The sequence below is a fragment of the Streptomyces sp. NBC_01320 genome, assembly GCF_035974375.1.
GTDB lineage: Bacteria > Actinomycetota > Actinomycetes > Streptomycetales > Streptomycetaceae > Streptomyces > Streptomyces yanii.
Genome location: NZ_CP108390.1, coordinates 8,762,646 through 8,779,301, shown reverse-complemented (window position 1 = coordinate 8,779,301; position 16,656 = coordinate 8,762,646). Strand labels below are relative to the sequence as shown.

The window sequence follows — 16,656 nt, the reverse complement described above, 5'->3', positions numbered from 1 at the left end:
TCACCGACAGCACACGGTCAGGGGCTCTCGGTCGCCAGGTCGTCCAGCTCCTCGTCGAGTTCGTCCTCGTCGAAGACGGAACTGACGTCGAAGCGGCACACCACCAGTTGAGGGTCGGCCTCGTCGAACGGGGCACTGAGCCACTCCCCCGGCTCGGGAAGCTCTTCCGCTGCGGAGACCCACAGCGTGGAGTCGCCTTCCTCCAGGCCGAACTCCTGGTGCCGGGAGGCGATCTCGTCCGGTTCGTACTCACCGAAGAGCACGCCGAGCGCCGCGTGGACACTGGCGCCGACCACGGCGCCGGTCCCGTTGACGCGGCCGTCCGGGTCCGGATTGGCGATCCGCTGCGCCTGGGCGAGCAGCCGGGGCGGCTCCACCACCGCGTAGTCGCGGCGGATCAGCACGCTGAGCGCCTTGGGGTCCTCAGGACCGCCGTACGGCGGCAGGGAGTCGTCGACGCCGGGGATCTCGAAGGGAGTGACCTCGTCGTATCGGTCGTAGAGGAGTTCGTCGTAGACCTCGGCCGCAGCGGCCAGTGCATTGAACGCCTCATAGACGGCGGGGTCGTCGTCCCCGGACCGGTGCTCGACCGCCGCGAGGTGATGGTCGAGCGCGGCTTTGACCGCATCGGCGGCGGCGCGTACCTCGGCAGCGGTGGGCTGCGCAGCATCAGACATAGTGCAGACGCTATCCGTACACAGCCTCTGCCCGCACAATAGATGCGATGCCGGAATACGAATTTGTCGATGTGTACGTGCCGCGCGGGGTCTCCCGGAAGGAAACCGCCCGCCTGCTGACCGACCATGCCGAGTACGGGCACTGGGAGTTGGACCGATTGACGCTGCGCCGTGACGGCAGCCGCAGGGTGCGGCTGCGGCGGCGGATCATTCGCCAGCTACGCGCCACCTGGTGAGACGAGCTGGCCCCGCATCCGCGGGGCCAGCTCGTTTTCGTGCCTTCCGGCCCGGCGCCGCAGCCCGTTGTTATGCGGCCGTGCGCGAGCGGCGGTACAGCACCGTACCCGCGCCCGCCAGCAGCAGACCCGCGCCCGCCGGGACCAGCAGGTCGAGCCCGCCCGCTCCGGTGTGGGCGAGCTGGGGCTCGGGCGCGTTCGGCACGCCTCGAGGTCCGGGCACTTCGGGCTTCTCGGGGGTGAGCGGCGTGAGCGGGGTGACCGGCGTGACCGGGGTGACCGGGGTGACCGGGGTGACCGGGGTGAACGGGGTGAACGGGGTGACCGGGGTGAACGGGGTGACCGGGGTGACCGGGGTGACCGGAACGTCCACCGGGGGCGTGCTCACGTCGGCATCGTTCTCGCACGTGTTGCCGGTTGTGGGGTTGAGCAGTCCGCCGATGGTGGCGCTGTTCCCGCAGGCGTTCACGGGGACGTCGACGGGGACCTGGATGTGGTTGCCCGAAAGGACGCCGGGCGACCCGTTCGCGTACCCCTCGGCCGTGGCGCCGCTGAAGCTTCCGTTGTCTCCGGCCCGGTGCTTGCCCGTTCCGGCGCGGTGCTCGCGGGTCAGGTCGCCCATGCGGCGGCCGGCCGCCGCGTGGCGGCCCGAGGCCTGCGCACCCGACGCCTGGGCGCCCGAGCCGTGCCGCCCCGAGGCACTGTTTCCCGATCCGTTTCCGCAAGCATTTCCGGCCGCCGGATTGAGCAGTCCGACAACACTCACGGAGTTACCGCATACGTTGACCGGGACGTCGACCGGAATCTTCACCGAATTCCCCGACAGCACCCCCGGGGAATTCGACGTGTCGCCGGCCGCTCCCGCGTCGGCGTGTGCGTATCCGCCACTCAGCGCGAGCACTCCGCCCGCCGCCGCCATGGTCATCAGGCCCTTACGCGTGACCTGTCGCATAGGCATTTCCCTGCCTTCTACCTTCCGGAATACCCCCGGACGTGACCGCGCGGGGGTGGAGTGCCCGTCGGCCCCGGAGCGCATGGCGTGCGCTCCGGGGCCGACGGGCTCAAACCCTTACGGGTTGACGCACAACGTCAGGAGTTGGCGCAGTAGTTGCCGAAGGCGGGGTTCAGCAGCCCGATCACGGAGACCGTGTTGCCGCACAGGTTCACCGGCACGTGCACGGGAACCTGGATGGTGTTGCCCGAGATCACACCGGGGCTGCCGACCGCGGCACCCTGGGCGCCCGAGTCGGCGACGGCCATACCCGCACCCGCGAGCACCAGGCCACCGGTGACTGCCGCAGCGGCGACGATCTTCTTGATCATTATTCCTCCTAGTTGGCAATGCGGTCCCAGCCGCGGACCGCATCACCTGTAACGAGGAATAAGTGGTCGGGCTACGAGGCAATGACCCCTTTCACTCGTTCCGGTCACGTACGTACACGCTGACGATTACCCGTGGAACACGGCGCGGTAATTCAGCAGTTGTCGATGAAACGGTCGAGTACCCGCGCACCGAACTGGAGGCCGTCGACCGGCACCCGCTCGTCGACACCGTGGAACATGCCCGCGAAGTCGAGCTCCGGCGGCAGCTTCAGCGGGGCGAACCCGAAGCAGCGGATGCCGAGGTCGGCGAAGGACTTGGCGTCCGTGCCACCGGAGAGCATGTACGGGACGGCGCGGGCGATCGGGTCCTCCGCCTTCAGCGCGACCTGCATCGCGTCGACCAGGGAGCCGTCGAAGCCGGTCTCCAGCGCCTTGTCGCTGTGCACGTCCTCACGCTTGACCCGCGGGCCGAGGATCCGGTCCAGGTCGGCCAGGAACTCGTCCTCGAAGCCGGGCAGGAAACGGCCGTCGACGTGGGCGACGGCCTGGCCGGGGATCACGTTCACCTTGTATCCGGCGCCCAGCATGGTCGGGGCGGCCGAGTTGCGGAGGGTGGCGCCGATCATCTTGGCGATGCCGCCCAGCTTGGCGAGCGTGGCGTCCATGTCCTCCGGGTCGAGCGGGGTGCCGAGAGCGTCGGACAGCTCGTCGAGGAAGGACCGTACGGTCTTGGTGACCCTGACCGGCCACTTGTGCCGGCCGAGCCGCCCGACCGCCTCGCAGAGCTCGGTGATCGCGTTGTCGCCGTTGGTCATCGAGCCGTGCCCGGCGGTGCCGTCCACGGTGAGCCGCATCCAGTGCATGCCCTTCTCGGCCGTCTCCACGAGATAGAGCCGCAGCTTCTCGTTGACGGTGAAGGAGAAGCCGCCGACCTCGCCGATCGCCTCGGTCACGCCGTCGAAGAGATCCGGGTGCTTGTCGACGAGATACCGCGCACCGTACGTGCCACCGGCCTCCTCGTCGGCGAGGAAGGCCAGCACGATGTCGCGCGGGGGCTTGCGGCCACTGCGCATCCGGTCGCGGACGACCGCGAGGGTCATCGCGTCCATGTCCTTCATGTCGACGGCGCCGCGCCCCCACACGCAGCCGTCCGCGACCTCACCCGAGAACGGGTCGTACGTCCAGTCCTGGGCATTGGCCGGCACGACGTCGGTGTGCCCGTGGATGAGGAGCGCGGGCCTGGACGGGTCCTCGCCCTCGATCCGGGCAACGGTCGATGCACGACCCTTGTGGGATTCGAAGATCTTCGGTTCCAGCCCGACCTCGGCGAGCTTCTCCGCGACGTACTCGGCGGCCGCCCGCTCACCCGGGCCCGAGTGGTCTCCGTAGTTGCTGGTGTCGATCCGGATCAGCTCACGGCAGAGGTCCACGACCTCGTCCTCGCCGGACAGGCCGCCGGCCTTGTTCGTCTCGCTCACGCTGCTTCCTTCCACTGTCACCCTGGTGCTCCCCCACATCCTCCCGCGCCCGGCCCGCACACCCAAGGGCGCCCGTCCCCCGTCACGCGCCGTTCACAGGGCCGGTGGCGTGATCGAGCACCCCCGATTGTTTGCTATTGTTTTCCACGTCGGAACGGGCACGGCCCGCGAGACAGACACCTTGTCCGGGTGGCGGAATGGCAGACGCGCTAGCTTGAGGTGCTAGTGCCCTTTATCGGGCGTGGGGGTTCAAGTCCCCCCTCGGACACCAGAAGGTCTCCCTTCGCAGGAGACGAAGCGGATGCGGGTCGAGGATCATCTCGGCCCGCATCCGCTTTTTCGTGCGGGGCCCGGCGGCGTCACACCCCGGCCGGAGCGGAAGGCGCGGCCGGGCGCCCGCCGGAGGCGGGAGCCAGGAGGACGGCGAAGTCGCCCGGCCCGGGCAGCGGGCGGTTCCCCTCGGTGACCGGATCGAGCCGGCCGTCGCCCCGGACGAGGAACAGCGTGTCCCAGTCGGCCGGCGCGGCCTGGTCCGCGGGCCTGGTCACGATGGACGCCCCGTCCTCGTACCTCCGGGTCAGCACCGCCCCGGTCAGTTCCGTGCCGAACAGGACCTCGCCGCCGATGAACGGGGCGACCACGCCGAGGCTCTCGCGCGGAGCACCGACGCGATGGACGGATCCCTCGACGCTGCCGCGCAGGATCGTGGCCGCCAGCGCATTGAAGTCGTCCTCGGCGGTCAGGAGGAACACCGCCGTGATGCCCTCCAGCTCGGCCCCCTCACCGGTGGCGGCGGCCAGCAGTTCCCCCTGGGCGAGGTCGAGTCCGGCCTGTCCGATGCGCTCACGCTGCTGCTCCAGCCCGGCCCACATCAGTACCGGAAGCCCCGCCGATCTCAGTGCCAGCCCGAGATCCACCACCCACTGCTCACCGCCGACCAGGAGCGGGCGTGAGCGGGCCGACCGCACGACGCCCAGCCGCCGGGCGACGGCCGACGCCGTCAGCCCGTACAGCGTCACCGTGGCCACGATGACGACGAACGTGGCCGGGAGAATCTTCGAAGCGCCGCCGATTCCCCTCGCCACCAGGGCGGCGGAGAAGGTCGAGGCGGTCGCCGCCGCGACGATCCCACGGGGAGCCATCCAGCCGATGAAACCCCGCTCGCCCCGTGACAGGTCCGTGCCGAGCGTCGACAGGACCGCCACCAGGGGTCTGACCACGATCACCAGCACAACGGCCAGGCCCAGCGCGGGCAGGACCACATGGCGCAGCGACTGCGGGGTGACGGTGGCCGAGATCGAAATGAAGAGCAGCCCGAGGATCAGGCTGACCAGGGTCTCGAAGAAGGGCCGGCGTGCCGGGACGTCGAAGCGTGGAAGGTTGGCGACTGCCAGTCCCATCACCACGGCAGCGATGAGTCCGGTGTCCTCACGGACCACATCGCAGAAGGCGGCCACCGCGATCACCGCGGCGAGCTGGGCCGTCGTACCGAGGACCTCGCCGAGCCGGAGCACACGGAGCAGCACCCACAGCAGCGCGGCTCCGACGACGCCTCCCGCCAGTCCGACGCCGACGCTGCCGAGGAACTTCACCACGCCGACCCCGGCATGACGGCCTCCGCTCGCTTCGACGAGGTGGAAGACGAGCGCTCCCAGGATGCCGCCGACCGGGTCGATGAGCGAGCCCTCCCAGACCAGGATGTGCTGCAGCCGTTGCTTCGGCCGGACGAAGCCGAGCAGCGGACCGACCACGGTCGGCCCGGAGACCACGAGGATCGCCCCCAGCATGACGGCCGCCCGCCGGTCCATGCCCAGCAGCAAAATGGCGACCAGCGTGCCGAGCACCCAGCTGACCAGGACGCCGATCCAGATCAGCCGGACGACGACGACGCGGGTATGGCCCTTCAGCTTCCCGAGATCGAGCCCGAGGCCCGCGTCGTAGAGGATCACCGCGACGGCGAGCGACACCAGCGACGAGAACGCCGGGCCCAGCAGGCGCTGCGGATCCAGGTCGTCCACCAGCGCCCCGGCGGTGAACCCGACCGGCAGCAGCACGACGAGCGCCGGGATGCGCAGCCGGCCGGCCAGGATCTGCGAACCGACGGCGAGCACCAGGGTGAGTCCCGCACCGATGAAGACCTGATTCGTCGTCATGAAGAACTCCCTCGCGAGCGGACCGGCCGACGACAGGACGGCAGCGGGACGAATACGGCCGGCCGCACCGGTTCGCGCGTGGCCGTCGGACCGACGGTGGTCCGGCCGGGCATCACGGCCCAGCCGTCATTCCTGCCACGGGGTGATCCCCCTCCGGAGTGTGTGCTCCTCACCGGGCCCCAGAGCGACAAGTCCCGTACCGCTACGGAACGCGTCCGGCGGGCACGACATCGGCTCGATGGCGACAGCGCGGCGCCGCTCGCTCTCGGGCAGGGTGTCCCCGGTGTAGAGCTGGACGTGTTCGACGCCCTCGCCGAGCCATACGTCCGTGCCCCATGCGCCGGAGGAATGGGTCAGGCGCACCGCGGCGCGCCCGTGCGCGTCCCGGTCGAGCCCGCCGAACGGTGTGTCCAGCCGCTGGGTGCCGAGGGCTCGTGGTGCGCGGAAGTCGTAGGGCGTGCCCGCAACCGGTTCGGCAGCGACCGGAAGTCCCCGGTCGTCGGTGCGCAGCCGTGTCCGCGCCGGCACGGTCAGCAGCGCATCGTCCACGATTCCGGTGCCGACCACGAAATAGGGGTGCTGGCCGACTCCGTAGGGTGCGGCGCCCGTGCCGGCGTTGCGTGCGGTCACGGCCACGCCGAGGCCGCCGTCGCCGAGGGTGTACTCGGCACGGACCCGGAGGTGGAAGGGATAGCCGGGCTGGGGCCACAGGGGCGTGTCGAGCACCGCGCGGTCGTCCTGCGCCTCGACGACCCGCCACGATGTCCAGCGGAGCAGGCCGTGGATGGCGTTGCCGTTCTCCGGCTCGGTCAACGGCAGTTGGTGGTCCCGGCCGTCCCAGCGGTAGCGCCCGTCCGCGATCCGGTTGGGCCACGGCACGAGGATCTGACCGCGTCCGCCGGTGATCCGGTCGTCCGGCGCGAATCCCTGGAGTACCGGCCGCCCGCCGACGGCGTAGTAGCGGAGGGCCGCACCGAGTTCGACGACGACGACGTCGTGGTCGCGATGGCGGAGAGTCACCTGCCGTCCGGTAAGGCTCTCGTGCACGCGTGGCCTCCTCGGCCTGCCCGTGGGGCGGACGGCCCGCAAGTCCGGGCCGGGGGCGGCCCGGTCCGTCGGCCGCCTGCCGGGAGCGTGCGGACAGCGATCTGCCGAGTCAAGCAGGACACGTGTGTCCCGCTTGACTGCGGCGGCAGGTTCGCCCGGCAGGGGCATGCCTGCGGGCAGAAAGGCTCGTCCGGCCCCGCCTGCGCAGGGGCCGGAGTGCGGGCGAGCGATTATGCCGTGACACCGGCAGGCGGAGGGGCCGTCCGCCTCCCTCCTTCAGCCCAGGCGCGGAGATCCGTTCTGCCGGATAGTGGGGTGGGGGGCTTTCCACACCCCCGGAGCCACCATGGACGACCGCTATCCGCCGATCGCAGACCACGGGCTCGTCGGTGATCTGCAGACCGCCGCGCTCGTTTCGTCGCGCGGCGTGATCGACTGGTTCGCCGCCCCCCGCTTCGACTCGCCCAGCATCTTCGGTGCCCTGCTCGACAGCGAGCACGGCGGACACTTCGAGCTGGCGCCGGACCAACCCGACGGAAGCAGCAAGCAGCTGTACTACCCGGACACAGCTGTTCTGGTGACCCGGTTCATGTCGCCGGACGGGGTGGGCGAGGTGATCGACTACATGCCTCCCGACCTGGCGGGTGTCGCCACCGACCGGCACACCCTGGTCCGAGTGGTGCGGGTCGTGCGGGGAACCGTCAGTTTCGAACTCGCGTGCCGGCCGCGATTCCACTACGGCCGTGCCGAGCACGAGCTCGACCTCGGCCCCGAAGGTGCCCTGTTCCGGGCCCCCGGCATCAGCGCCCACCTGCAGAGCACTTTCCCGTTGGAGCGCGACGGCCGGGATGTGCGGGGTACGGTGACGCTGAACGCCGGCGAGGCCGGCAGCGCCGTGTTCACCGTCTGCGCCCCTGGCGGGGAGGCTCCTCCGCCCCCGACGGTCGACGGCATCACCGCACAGAGCTGGGACGTCATCCACTTCTGGAAGACGTGGCTGCGCGGCTCGCGATACCGCGGCCGGTGGCCCGAACTCGTCCACCGTTCGGCCATCACTCTGAAGCTGCTCATCTACGCCCCCACCGGGGCGATGATCGCGGCAGCGACGATGGGGCTGCCGGAACAGGTCGGCGGGGAACGCAACTGGGACTACCGGTACGCCTGGGTGCGTGACGGTTCCCTGTCCGTCCGTGCCCTGCTGGATCTCGGCTTCGTCGAGGAAGCCACCGCGTTCGTCCACTGGCTCGTCGCACGCCTGCATGACCGCGAGGGCACCGCCGGAGAGCCACTGCAGACCATGTACCGGGTGGACGGCGACCCGAATCTGCCCGAGGAGATCCTGGCACATCTCGAGGGATACCAGGGCTCGTACCCCGTCCGTGTGGGCAACGCCGCCGCCGACCAGTTGCAGTTGGACATCTACGGCGAAGCCCTCTACGCGCTGTCCCAGGGGCGTGGGATCGGCCGACAGGCCACGTACGCGGGGTGGAAGGCCCTCACCAGGACGCTCGACTGGCTCGCCGACACCTGGGACCGACCGGACGAGGGCATCTGGGAGACCCGTGGCGGACGCAAGGACTTCACGTACAGCCGGATGATGTCCTGGGTCGCCTTCGACCACGGCCTCCGCCTGGCGGACTTCTTCCGCAAGCCCGCCGACACGGCCAGGTGGACGAGAGCGAGGGACGCCATCTTCGAACAGATCATGGAACGCGGCTGGAGCAATTCGGAGAAGGCCTTCGTCCAGCAGTACGGCGGCGATGTGCTGGACGCCTCGCTGCTGCTGATGCCAAGGGTCGAGTTCGTGTCCCCCAGGGACCCGTCCTGGCTGTCCACGCTCGACGCCATGGACCGCGTACTCGTCTCCGACAGCCTCGTCTACCGCTACGACCCGGCGGCCTCGCCCGACGGGCTGCGCGGCTGCGAAGGCACCTTCAGTCTCTGCACGTTCCTGTACGTCGACGCACTGGCCCGCGCGGGCCGGCTCGCCCAGGCCCGGTACGCCTTCGAGAAGATGCAGACCTACGCCAACCACGTCGGGCTCTTCGCCGAGGAGATCGGCCCGAGCGGGGAGCAACTGGGCAACTTCCCGCAGGCGTTCACCCACCTGTCCCTGATCATGGCCGCCATCACGCTCGATGAGGCGCTCGACGAGGAGGAAGGTCGCTGACCCTGCCGACGCTTCCCCGACAGCAGCCGGGACACCGCACCCGCCCGGGCAGCCGCCGGGGTGGCTCACCGGGAGGATCACGGCCCATGGCGGCACAGCCGCGCCCCACAGCACCGTCCCCGGTGAGCGCCGCCGAGTTCGCCGGTCTCTATGCGCGCGTGCGAAGACCGGACGGCCGGGGTGCCGACCGCGGCGCCCTGGACGACATCACGCCCCAGCCGAAGATGTACTCCGGTACGTGGGTGTCGGTCTTCCAGACGATCTCGGTCGCGGCGAATTTGATCGGCTGCTTGTGGAAGACGGAGCGGGCGATGGAGTCACCCAGCACGAACTGGATCGGGGTGAGGATCGCGGCGACCGTGAACGGCACTGTGAAGCCGAGCCGGTGGTAGCGGTCCCGGCGCCCTCGCAGCCGGCCGACCGCGTAGACGCCCGCGACCACGTAACCGGCGGTCAGGAACATGGCCACCGCGAAGTGCCAGTACTCGGGGCCGAACACCGGCGTGAAGACGGCCTGCCGCACATTGACATCGACCGGTCTTCCCGCGGCGTCGAGGGTAAATCCCTGCGGGGTGTTCATGGCATGGGCGCAGCCAGGGCCGGGGCGTGGTGTGATGGTCGCGATCCGCCCGGGTTCCGGCGATGGCGGCCCGTGGCTGCGGCAGGAGGCGGCATGGGGACCGGCCGGGGTCGGCACTCCGCGGACGTACGCACGGCAACGCCGGCTGTCGCTTCTGCCATGCGGTCGCCGAGGGCCGGGCCGAGCACGGATATACGGCGCCCCGCGCCCTCCGCATCCCCCGGGCAGCAGCACGGAGCGGCGAAGCCCCGCCAGGGCGCTGCCCGGCGTGCCACCGCGGGATCAGCCCCCGGTGGCGAAGCCGGGGAAGAGCGTCATCCCCCCGTCGACGTAGAGCGTGGCGCCCACGACGTAGTCGAGGAGGTCGGACGCCACCGCGACGACGGCGTTGGCGATGTCGTCCGGATCTCCGACCCGCCGGTACGGGATCAGCCGCAGGAGGTCGGCCTCCGCCTCCGGGGTGTTCCAGGCGTCCTTGTTGATGGGGGTGCGGATGGCGCCGGGTGCGATGGCGTTCACCCGGATCCGCTGCGGTGCCAGCTCCTGGGCAAGGGTCTGCATCAGCATGCCCACGCCGCCCTTGGAGGAGGCGTAGTTGACATGGCCCGCCCAGGGGACGATCTGGTGGACCGAGCTCATACAAATGATCTTCCCGGCCGCCCGGGAGACCTCCGGGACGACACCGCGCCGCACGAACTCCTTGGTGGCCTCACGCGCGCAGAGGAACTGGCCGGTGAGATTGACGTCGATGACCTTCTGCCACTGGGCGAGGGTCATGTCCACCGTCGGCGCATCCCGTTGGAGGCCTGCGTTGGCCACCATGATGTCGATGGTGCCGAGCTCCTGGACCATGCGGGCGACCATGTCGACGACCTGGTCCTCCTGCGACACGTCGGCCTGGTGGGCGTAGGCGCGGACCCCGAAGCCCTTGATCTCGTCCACGACCTTCTCGGCCTCGTCCGCGCCGACCACGTAGTTGACCACGACATCCGCGCCGGCCCGTCCGAGCGCGATCGCGGTCGCCTTTCCGATGCCCGAATTCGCCCCGGTCACCAGCGCTTTCTGCCCCGCCACGAGTCGTGCGGACATGGCGCCCCGCGCCTCACCGGTACTTCCTGCCACCACGGCTTCTCCTTCGGCACTCCGTGCGGCCCGTCGGTCGGCAGACAACGCCGCCGGGCGGGCCGTCGGGGGCCCGGCAGTCGCTTGGAGGAAGGGCGACCCGGTGCCGCCGCGCCGGTCTCTCGGGAGCAGAGGGGGGTCGGAAAGTGAGCCGCTTCGCGCCACACCTCCAAAGGAGGGGATCACCGAACGCGGCGGGCGGGCCGGACCGGCGCGCGGAACGCTCGCGGTGGGAAGGGAATCTCACGCGACCGGGCCAGTGACGCCGCGACCGGTCCCGGCGCTCCGGCCCGCACGGTGGCGGCGGCGGTCGGCCCGGGCCCGCCGCCCTCACGTGACGAGCTGGTAGATGCTGTTGGTGACCAGCCACAGCCCCAGCAGAAGTGACAGCGACACGATCGCCTGGTCCTGATGGCTGTCGAGCCAGCTGAGCAACCCTCGTAGCTTTGCCCCTGCCGAAACGGGCGAAAAGGTGGCGTACAGCTCCATCACCAGCAGGCTGGACGTGGCCAGCACACAGAACCCCGTGAGGGCCAGCGTGGACGCCACCGAGGAGAGATCCGCCCTCACTGCCGTGGCGGCTCCGGCACCGACCATGGCCCAGGGCTGCAGCAGGACAGCCAGTCCGGCCGCCGCCCATCCGGACGCGCGGTCCAGTCCCACCATCCACTTGGGTGAGCGACGGGGGCGAGGCGGACTGCGCCGCTTGTGTTCGCCGTACGCGACGAGCCCCATGCCCAGGGCCAGCTTGGCCGCGAGCGCCGCCGTCGACGGAACACTCTGGCGCGCCGGGGGCGTGCCGCCGGTCAGAAGGATCACGGCAGCGATCACCAGCACGAGGCTGCCGAGCCACGACAGGATGAACGCCAGCCCCTTTCGTACACCTCTGTCGGCGGAGAGCAGCAGGATGAAGGCGCTGTTGTGAATGGGCCCGAGCGTGATGGCCGTGCCGATGAGGACGAGGTCAACGACCATCGCTGCCGGCCGCGTAGCCGGTCCCGTCCCAGGGCCCGTGTCCGTACGGCTTTCCGAGGCCAGGGGTCTCGGGCCCGCCGGACGGCAGAGACCGCGTCTCGCTCCGGTTCTCGGCCATCGCTGCCCCTTCCCGTAGTGTCTGCCGACGGCCGACGGCCGGGGGTCGGACCGCGCGGACGCGGGTCGTGGTGGGGACGTCGATCGCACCTCATCTCGACTGTGTTGGCCGGGCATCACCGCGTCAAGCCGGCCACGGCGCCGATGGGCCGAATGTGTTTCGGCGGGTTCCGCACGACTGCCGGCGCAGCCGAGGGCCGGCGCCGGTACGCCGCACAGGAGCCCGTGCGCCCTCGCAGGGACTCGGTCGCCGAAGTCATCCGGCGCCGGCCCCTCCGCACCCTTGTTGAAACGGTTCATTCATGGTTAACGTCCTGCAGCGAACCCGGCGTTGCCGAGCAGGGAGAATCATGAGCCGTACGCATACGCACCCCCTTCCCTGGTACATGGACGTGTCCCCCGGATCGGGCGGGCTGCCGCCCCGGTCCTGGTACGCGGCGTCGGACGCCGGGCGGATGTCGTTGAACGGGGATTGGCGGTTCCGGCTCTCGCCGACCGCTTCCGCCGAGGACGCCTCGTTCGCGCAGTCCGGGTTCGACGCGTCCGGCTGGGGAACGGTCGCGGTGCCCGGACACTGGGTGCTGCAGGGAGCCGGCGGAGCTCCCGCGTACACGAATGTCGTCTACCCCTTCCCGGTCGATCCGCCGCTGGCGCCGACCGAGAATCCGACCGGGGACCATCTGCTGACCTTCGATCTGCCGGCCGGGTGGCCGGAGGGCGGCGAGTGTGTGCTGCGGTTCGACGGGGTGGAGTCCGCCGCCCGGGTCTGGCTCAACGGCGAGGAGCTGGGGGATTTCAAGGGGTCCCGACTGCCGCACGAGTTCGCGGTCGGCGGGGTCGTGCGGGCCGAGGGCAACGTACTGGCCGTACGGGTGCACCAGTGGTCGTCCGGAAGCTATCTGGAGGACCAGGACCAGTGGTGGCTGCCGGGGATCTTCCGGGACGTCACGCTGCTGCACCGGCCGGACGGCGCGCCCCGGGACTTCTTCGTGCATGCCGGCTACGACCACCGCGCCGGGACCGGGACGCTGCGGGTGGAGTGCGCCGGCGCCGAGGGGCGGGTCCTGGTGCCCGGGCTGGGGGTCGATGTCGCAATGGATGAGGCGGTGACCGTGCCGGTCGAACCGTGGACCGCCGAGACGCCCCGGCTCTACGACGGTGAGCTGGTGACGGCCGGTGAGCGGATACCGCTGCGGATCGGATTCCGTACCGTCGCCGTCGAGGACGGGGTCGTCAAGGTCAACGGCCGGCGGGTGCTCTTCCGCGGGGTGAACCGGCACGAGTTCCACCCGGAGACCGGGCGGACCGTGGACGCACACACGATGCGGCGCGATCTGGTTCTGATGAAGCGGCACAACATCAATGCCGTACGGACGAGCCACTACCCGCCGCACCCGGCGTTCCTGGATCTCTGCGACGAGCTCGGGCTCTGGGTGATCGACGAGTGCGATCTGGAGACACATGGCTTTGTCGACCTGGAGTGGCGCAACAACCCGGTCGACGACGAACGGTGGACCCCGGCACTGCTCGACCGGGCCGCGCGCATGGTGGAGCGCGACAAGAACCACGCCTCGGTGATCATCTGGTCGCTCGGCAACGAGTGCGGGGCGGGGCGCGGGCTCACGGCGATGGCCGAGTGGGTCAAGGACCGGGATCCGGACCGGCTGGTGCACTACGAGGGCGATCTCTCCTGCAAGGACGTCGACCTGTACTCGCGGATGTATCCGACCCACGCCGAGGTCGAGCTGATCGGGAAGCGGGCCGAGGACCCGTGGGGCGACCCGGCGCTGGACGCCCGGCGGCGCGCGATGCCGTTCATCATGTGCGAGTACGGACACGCGATGGGCAACGGTCCCGGCGGACTGAGCGAGTACCAGCGGCTCTTCGAGCAGTACGAGCGCTGCCAGGGCGGGTTCGTCTGGGAGTGGATCGACCACGGAATCGCCCACTCCGAGCACGGCTTCGCCTACGGCGGGGACTTCGGCGAGGAGCTGCACGACGGCAACTTCGTCTGCGACGGACTGCTCTTCCCCGACCGCACGCCCTCCCCCGGGCTGATCGAGTACAAGAAGGTCATCGAGCCGGTACGGATCGAGGCCGGGACATCGGCGGGAACCGTCCGGATCGTCAATGGGTACGACTTCGCGAACCTCGGCCACCTGGAGTTCGTCTGGTCGCACGAGGTGGACGGGCAGCTCCGCGCATCGGGCCCGCTCATCGTGCCCGGCCTGGCGCCCGGAGCACACACGGAGGTGGCACTCCCCGAGGGCGGCGAGGGCGTGTGGACCGTGCGGGCGGTGCTCGCCGAGGACGCCACGTGGGCCGGGCGCGGGCATGTGGTGGCTTGGGGGCAGCCGGCCGTCGGGGCGGTGGTTCCGGCTGCGGCCGCGGTGGGCTCGCGACCGGAGGCGGCTGACGGCGTGATCGTCCTCGGGGGCGGCGTCTTCGATGCGGCGACCGGGGCGTTGGTCCGACTCGGGGACGTACCGGTTCAGGCGCTGCGGCTCGATGTGTGGCGGGCGCCCACCGACAACGACAACGGTGCGGCCTGGCAGCCGGACGAGCGGTACGGGCTGCGATGGCGGGAGTTGGGGCTGCGCCGGATGCGCCACCGGATCGACGCCGTGGAGGTGGGCGAGGACTCGCTGACCGTACGGACATGGGTGGCGCCCGCCGGGGTGGATACGGGGCTGCGTACGGAGTACCGGTGGACCGCCGACGGGGAACGGCTCGGGCTCACCGTGTCCGTGGCGCCCGAGGGCGAGTGGCGGGTGCCGCTGCCCCGGCTGGGGATCCGGTTCGGGCTCCCTGCCGCGTACGGCGGGGCGCGATGGTTCGGCGGCGGGCCCGGTGAGGCGTACCCGGACACCCGGGCCGCCTCGATGGTCGGGCGGTGGGAGATGTCCGTCGACGCGATGCAGACCCCGTACGTCCGGCCGCAGGAGAACGGCGCCCGGGCCGATGTCCGCTGGGCGGAGCTGACGGACGGCGACGGTGCCGGGGTACGGGCCGAGGGCGGCGCGCCGTTCTGGTTCTCCGCACGGCGGTGGACGAGCGAGCAGCTGGACACTGCGGGGCACGGGCCGGATCTGGTGGCCGGGGAGACCGTCTGGGTCCACCTGGATCACGCACTGCAGGGCATCGGGTCGCAGTCGTGCGGGCCGGGCGTGCTGCCGGAGTACCGCCTCGACGCGGCCGAGACGGAGTTCTCGTTCGTGTTCTCGCCCGTGGGGTGAGGTACGGCTGGTTCCCGGTCCGGTGGCCGCCGGACCGGGAACCGGCTCCGGTCTCGAAGGCCACCTCCGCCATGGCCTTCTGCGGCGTCGAGGGGCTCAGCCTGCCCGCGCGGTACCGCGAGGACCTGAGAGCCTGCCGGCGGCGCAGGGGCCGCCCGGGTCCGCGATGCGGGTCCGGGGCTCGACGACGCCGCGGTACGGATGACGACCGTGGTGGATCCCGCGCTCTCCGAGATCTTCTCGCGGGACGCACTCCGGTCCGGTCTCCCCGTCAGGGGCTCCAAGGGGTACGGATCGCTCGACGGCGCCCGGGCCGTCCACCGGACGATGTGCCGGACCGGTCAGGTGGTCTTCGTCGTCGGGCTCACGCTGCGTACCCGATCCGAAGGGCCCGGATCTCACCCGTGCGCTGCTGCCCGGCTGTGTCGCCGCGGAGGCCGAACGCGTCGGGTGCGGCCCCGAGAAGGTGACGCTGCCGCCGGTCTGACACCGCCGGTGAGCTGCGCCGACGCTGTGACAGGATGACCGGCACCATGACCACCAGCACCATCAGCAGCTGCCGCGCGCCGGGCACCGACGCACCGGCCGGGACCTCGCGATGAGGGGCCGGGCGAAGCCTCCGTCGGCGCCCCTGCCGCAGCGGGACGGGATCGATCCGGTGCGGGTGCGGCTCCCCGAGGATCCGGGCGGAAAGTGGGCGACGGTCCGTGACCATCTGCTGGCGCGGTTCGGCGGTGCGATCGGAGCGGACCGGGTGGACGCCATGCTCGCCGAGGGCAGGTTCGTCTCGGTGCAGGGGCCCGTGGCGCCCGCCGAGCCGTACACGGCGGGCCGGTATCTCTGGTTCCACCGGGACTTCGCGCCGGAGGAGCCGGTGCCGTTCCCCGTCGGTGTCGTGTATCGCGACGCGCATCTCGTCGTCGCCGACAAGCCGCACTTCCTCGCCACGACACCGCGCGGCCGGCACATCACCGAAACAGCGGTGGCCCGGCTCCGCCGCGAGCTGGCTCTGCCGACGTTGCAGCCAGCGCACCGGCTGGACCGGCTGACGGCGGGCCTGGTGCTCTTCGTCGTACGGCCCGAGGAGCGGGGCGCGTACCAGACGCTGTTCCGCGACAAGCGGGTGCGCAAGGAGTACGAGGCGGTGGCACCGTACGACCCGGGACTGGCCTTCCCGCGCACCGTACGCAGCCGGATCGTCAAGGAGCGCGGGGTGATCGCGGCCCGGGAGGAGCCGGGCGAGGCGAACAGCGAGAGCCGGATCGAACTGCTGGAGCACCGGGCGGGGCTGGGCCGCTACCGGTTGCTGCCGGCCACCGGGCGCACCCACCAGCTCCGGGTTCATATGAACAGTCTGGGTCTGCCGCTCGTCCATGATCCGGTCTATCCGGTGGTCGAACCGGAGGGGGCGGCGGACGACTGGACGCGTCCGCTGCAACTCCTTGCCCGGGTGCTGGAGTTCACCGATCCGGTCACGGGCGGGACGCGCCGCTTCGAGAGCGGGCTGCGGCTCTCCGCGTGGCCGGACCGGTGATCCCCCGA

At 70.9% G+C, this 16,656-nt stretch carries 13 protein-coding genes, 1 tRNA gene and 1 pseudogene; 5 read left to right on the top strand and 10 right to left on the bottom strand.

From position 1 onward, the window contains the following. Positions 1-17: 17 nt before the first annotated feature. Positions 18-677 (bottom strand): hypothetical protein, encoded by a 660-nt coding sequence (locus tag OG395_RS39895; protein WP_327247274.1) that lies wholly within the window; start codon positions 675-677, stop codon positions 18-20. A 47-nt stretch (positions 678-724) separates the two neighbouring features. Between OG395_RS39895 and OG395_RS39890 the strand changes: the two genes are divergently transcribed. Continuing rightward, positions 725-913, top strand: coding sequence for a DUF5703 family protein (locus tag OG395_RS39890; RefSeq protein WP_030918345.1), 189 nt, complete (start codon positions 725-727; stop codon positions 911-913). A 70-nt stretch (positions 914-983) separates the two neighbouring features. Here the strand turns inward: OG395_RS39890 and OG395_RS39885 are convergent, their stop codons facing one another. The 3 genes from OG395_RS39885 to OG395_RS39875 form a co-directional block, all read right to left on the bottom strand. Then, positions 984-1,865 (bottom strand): chaplin, encoded by an 882-nt coding sequence (locus tag OG395_RS39885; RefSeq protein ID WP_327247273.1) that lies wholly within the window; start codon positions 1,863-1,865, stop codon positions 984-986. Positions 1,866-2,002: 137 nt separating this feature from the next. Further along, positions 2,003-2,236, bottom strand: coding sequence for a chaplin ChpH (gene chpH, locus OG395_RS39880; RefSeq protein ID WP_266987568.1), 234 nt, complete (start codon positions 2,234-2,236; stop codon positions 2,003-2,005). A 152-nt stretch (positions 2,237-2,388) separates the two neighbouring features. After that, positions 2,389-3,714 (bottom strand): M20/M25/M40 family metallo-hydrolase, encoded by a 1,326-nt coding sequence (locus OG395_RS39875; RefSeq protein ID WP_327247272.1) that lies wholly within the window; start codon positions 3,712-3,714, stop codon positions 2,389-2,391. Positions 3,715-3,897: 183 nt separating this feature from the next. Between OG395_RS39875 and OG395_RS39870 the strand changes: the two genes are divergently transcribed. Next, positions 3,898-3,985 (top strand) — tRNA-Leu (locus OG395_RS39870). A gap of 88 nt (positions 3,986-4,073) precedes the next feature. On the opposite strand, the gene OG395_RS39865 is transcribed toward OG395_RS39870, so the two are convergent. Next, positions 4,074-5,867 carry a cation:proton antiporter gene (locus tag OG395_RS39865; RefSeq protein WP_327247271.1) on the bottom strand — a complete coding sequence of 598 codons (1,794 nt, stop codon included), beginning with the start codon at positions 5,865-5,867 and terminating at the stop codon, positions 4,074-4,076. A gap of 126 nt (positions 5,868-5,993) precedes the next feature. Beyond that, positions 5,994-6,914, bottom strand: coding sequence for an aldose 1-epimerase family protein (locus tag OG395_RS39860; protein WP_327247270.1), 921 nt, complete (start codon positions 6,912-6,914; stop codon positions 5,994-5,996). A gap of 346 nt (positions 6,915-7,260) precedes the next feature. Between OG395_RS39860 and OG395_RS39855 the strand changes: the two genes are divergently transcribed. Beyond that, positions 7,261-9,084, top strand: a complete 1,824-nt coding sequence (locus OG395_RS39855; protein WP_327247269.1) for a glycoside hydrolase family 15 protein — start codon at positions 7,261-7,263, stop codon at positions 9,082-9,084. A 217-nt stretch (positions 9,085-9,301) separates the two neighbouring features. Here OG395_RS39855 and OG395_RS39850 read toward each other — a convergent pair. The 3 genes and pseudogenes from OG395_RS39850 to OG395_RS39840 all read right to left on the bottom strand — a co-directional run. Beyond that, positions 9,302-9,664: pseudogene (locus OG395_RS39850) on the bottom strand (cytochrome ubiquinol oxidase subunit I); the annotation flags it as partial. Between the two features lie 282 nt (positions 9,665-9,946). Beyond that, positions 9,947-10,753, bottom strand: a complete 807-nt coding sequence (locus OG395_RS39845) for an SDR family oxidoreductase (protein WP_327249607.1) — start codon at positions 10,751-10,753, stop codon at positions 9,947-9,949. Between the two features lie 363 nt (positions 10,754-11,116). Continuing rightward, positions 11,117-11,761 (bottom strand): GAP family protein, encoded by a 645-nt coding sequence (locus tag OG395_RS39840; protein WP_327247268.1) that lies wholly within the window; start codon positions 11,759-11,761, stop codon positions 11,117-11,119. A gap of 467 nt (positions 11,762-12,228) precedes the next feature. Between OG395_RS39840 and OG395_RS39835 the strand changes: the two genes are divergently transcribed. After that, positions 12,229-15,114, top strand: coding sequence for a glycoside hydrolase family 2 TIM barrel-domain containing protein (locus tag OG395_RS39835; protein WP_327247267.1), 2,886 nt, complete (start codon positions 12,229-12,231; stop codon positions 15,112-15,114). Positions 15,115-15,478: 364 nt separating this feature from the next. Here the strand turns inward: OG395_RS39835 and OG395_RS39830 are convergent, their stop codons facing one another. Next, positions 15,479-15,688: a hypothetical protein gene (locus OG395_RS39830; RefSeq protein WP_327247266.1), complete on the bottom strand. Its 210-nt coding sequence runs from the start codon at positions 15,686-15,688 to the stop codon at positions 15,479-15,481. Positions 15,689-15,712: 24 nt separating this feature from the next. On the opposite strand from OG395_RS39830, the gene OG395_RS39825 reads away from it, so the two are divergent. Further along, positions 15,713-16,648: a pseudouridine synthase gene (locus OG395_RS39825; protein WP_327247265.1), complete on the top strand. Its 936-nt coding sequence runs from the start codon at positions 15,713-15,715 to the stop codon at positions 16,646-16,648. The last annotated feature ends 8 nt before the right edge of the window (positions 16,649-16,656 follow it).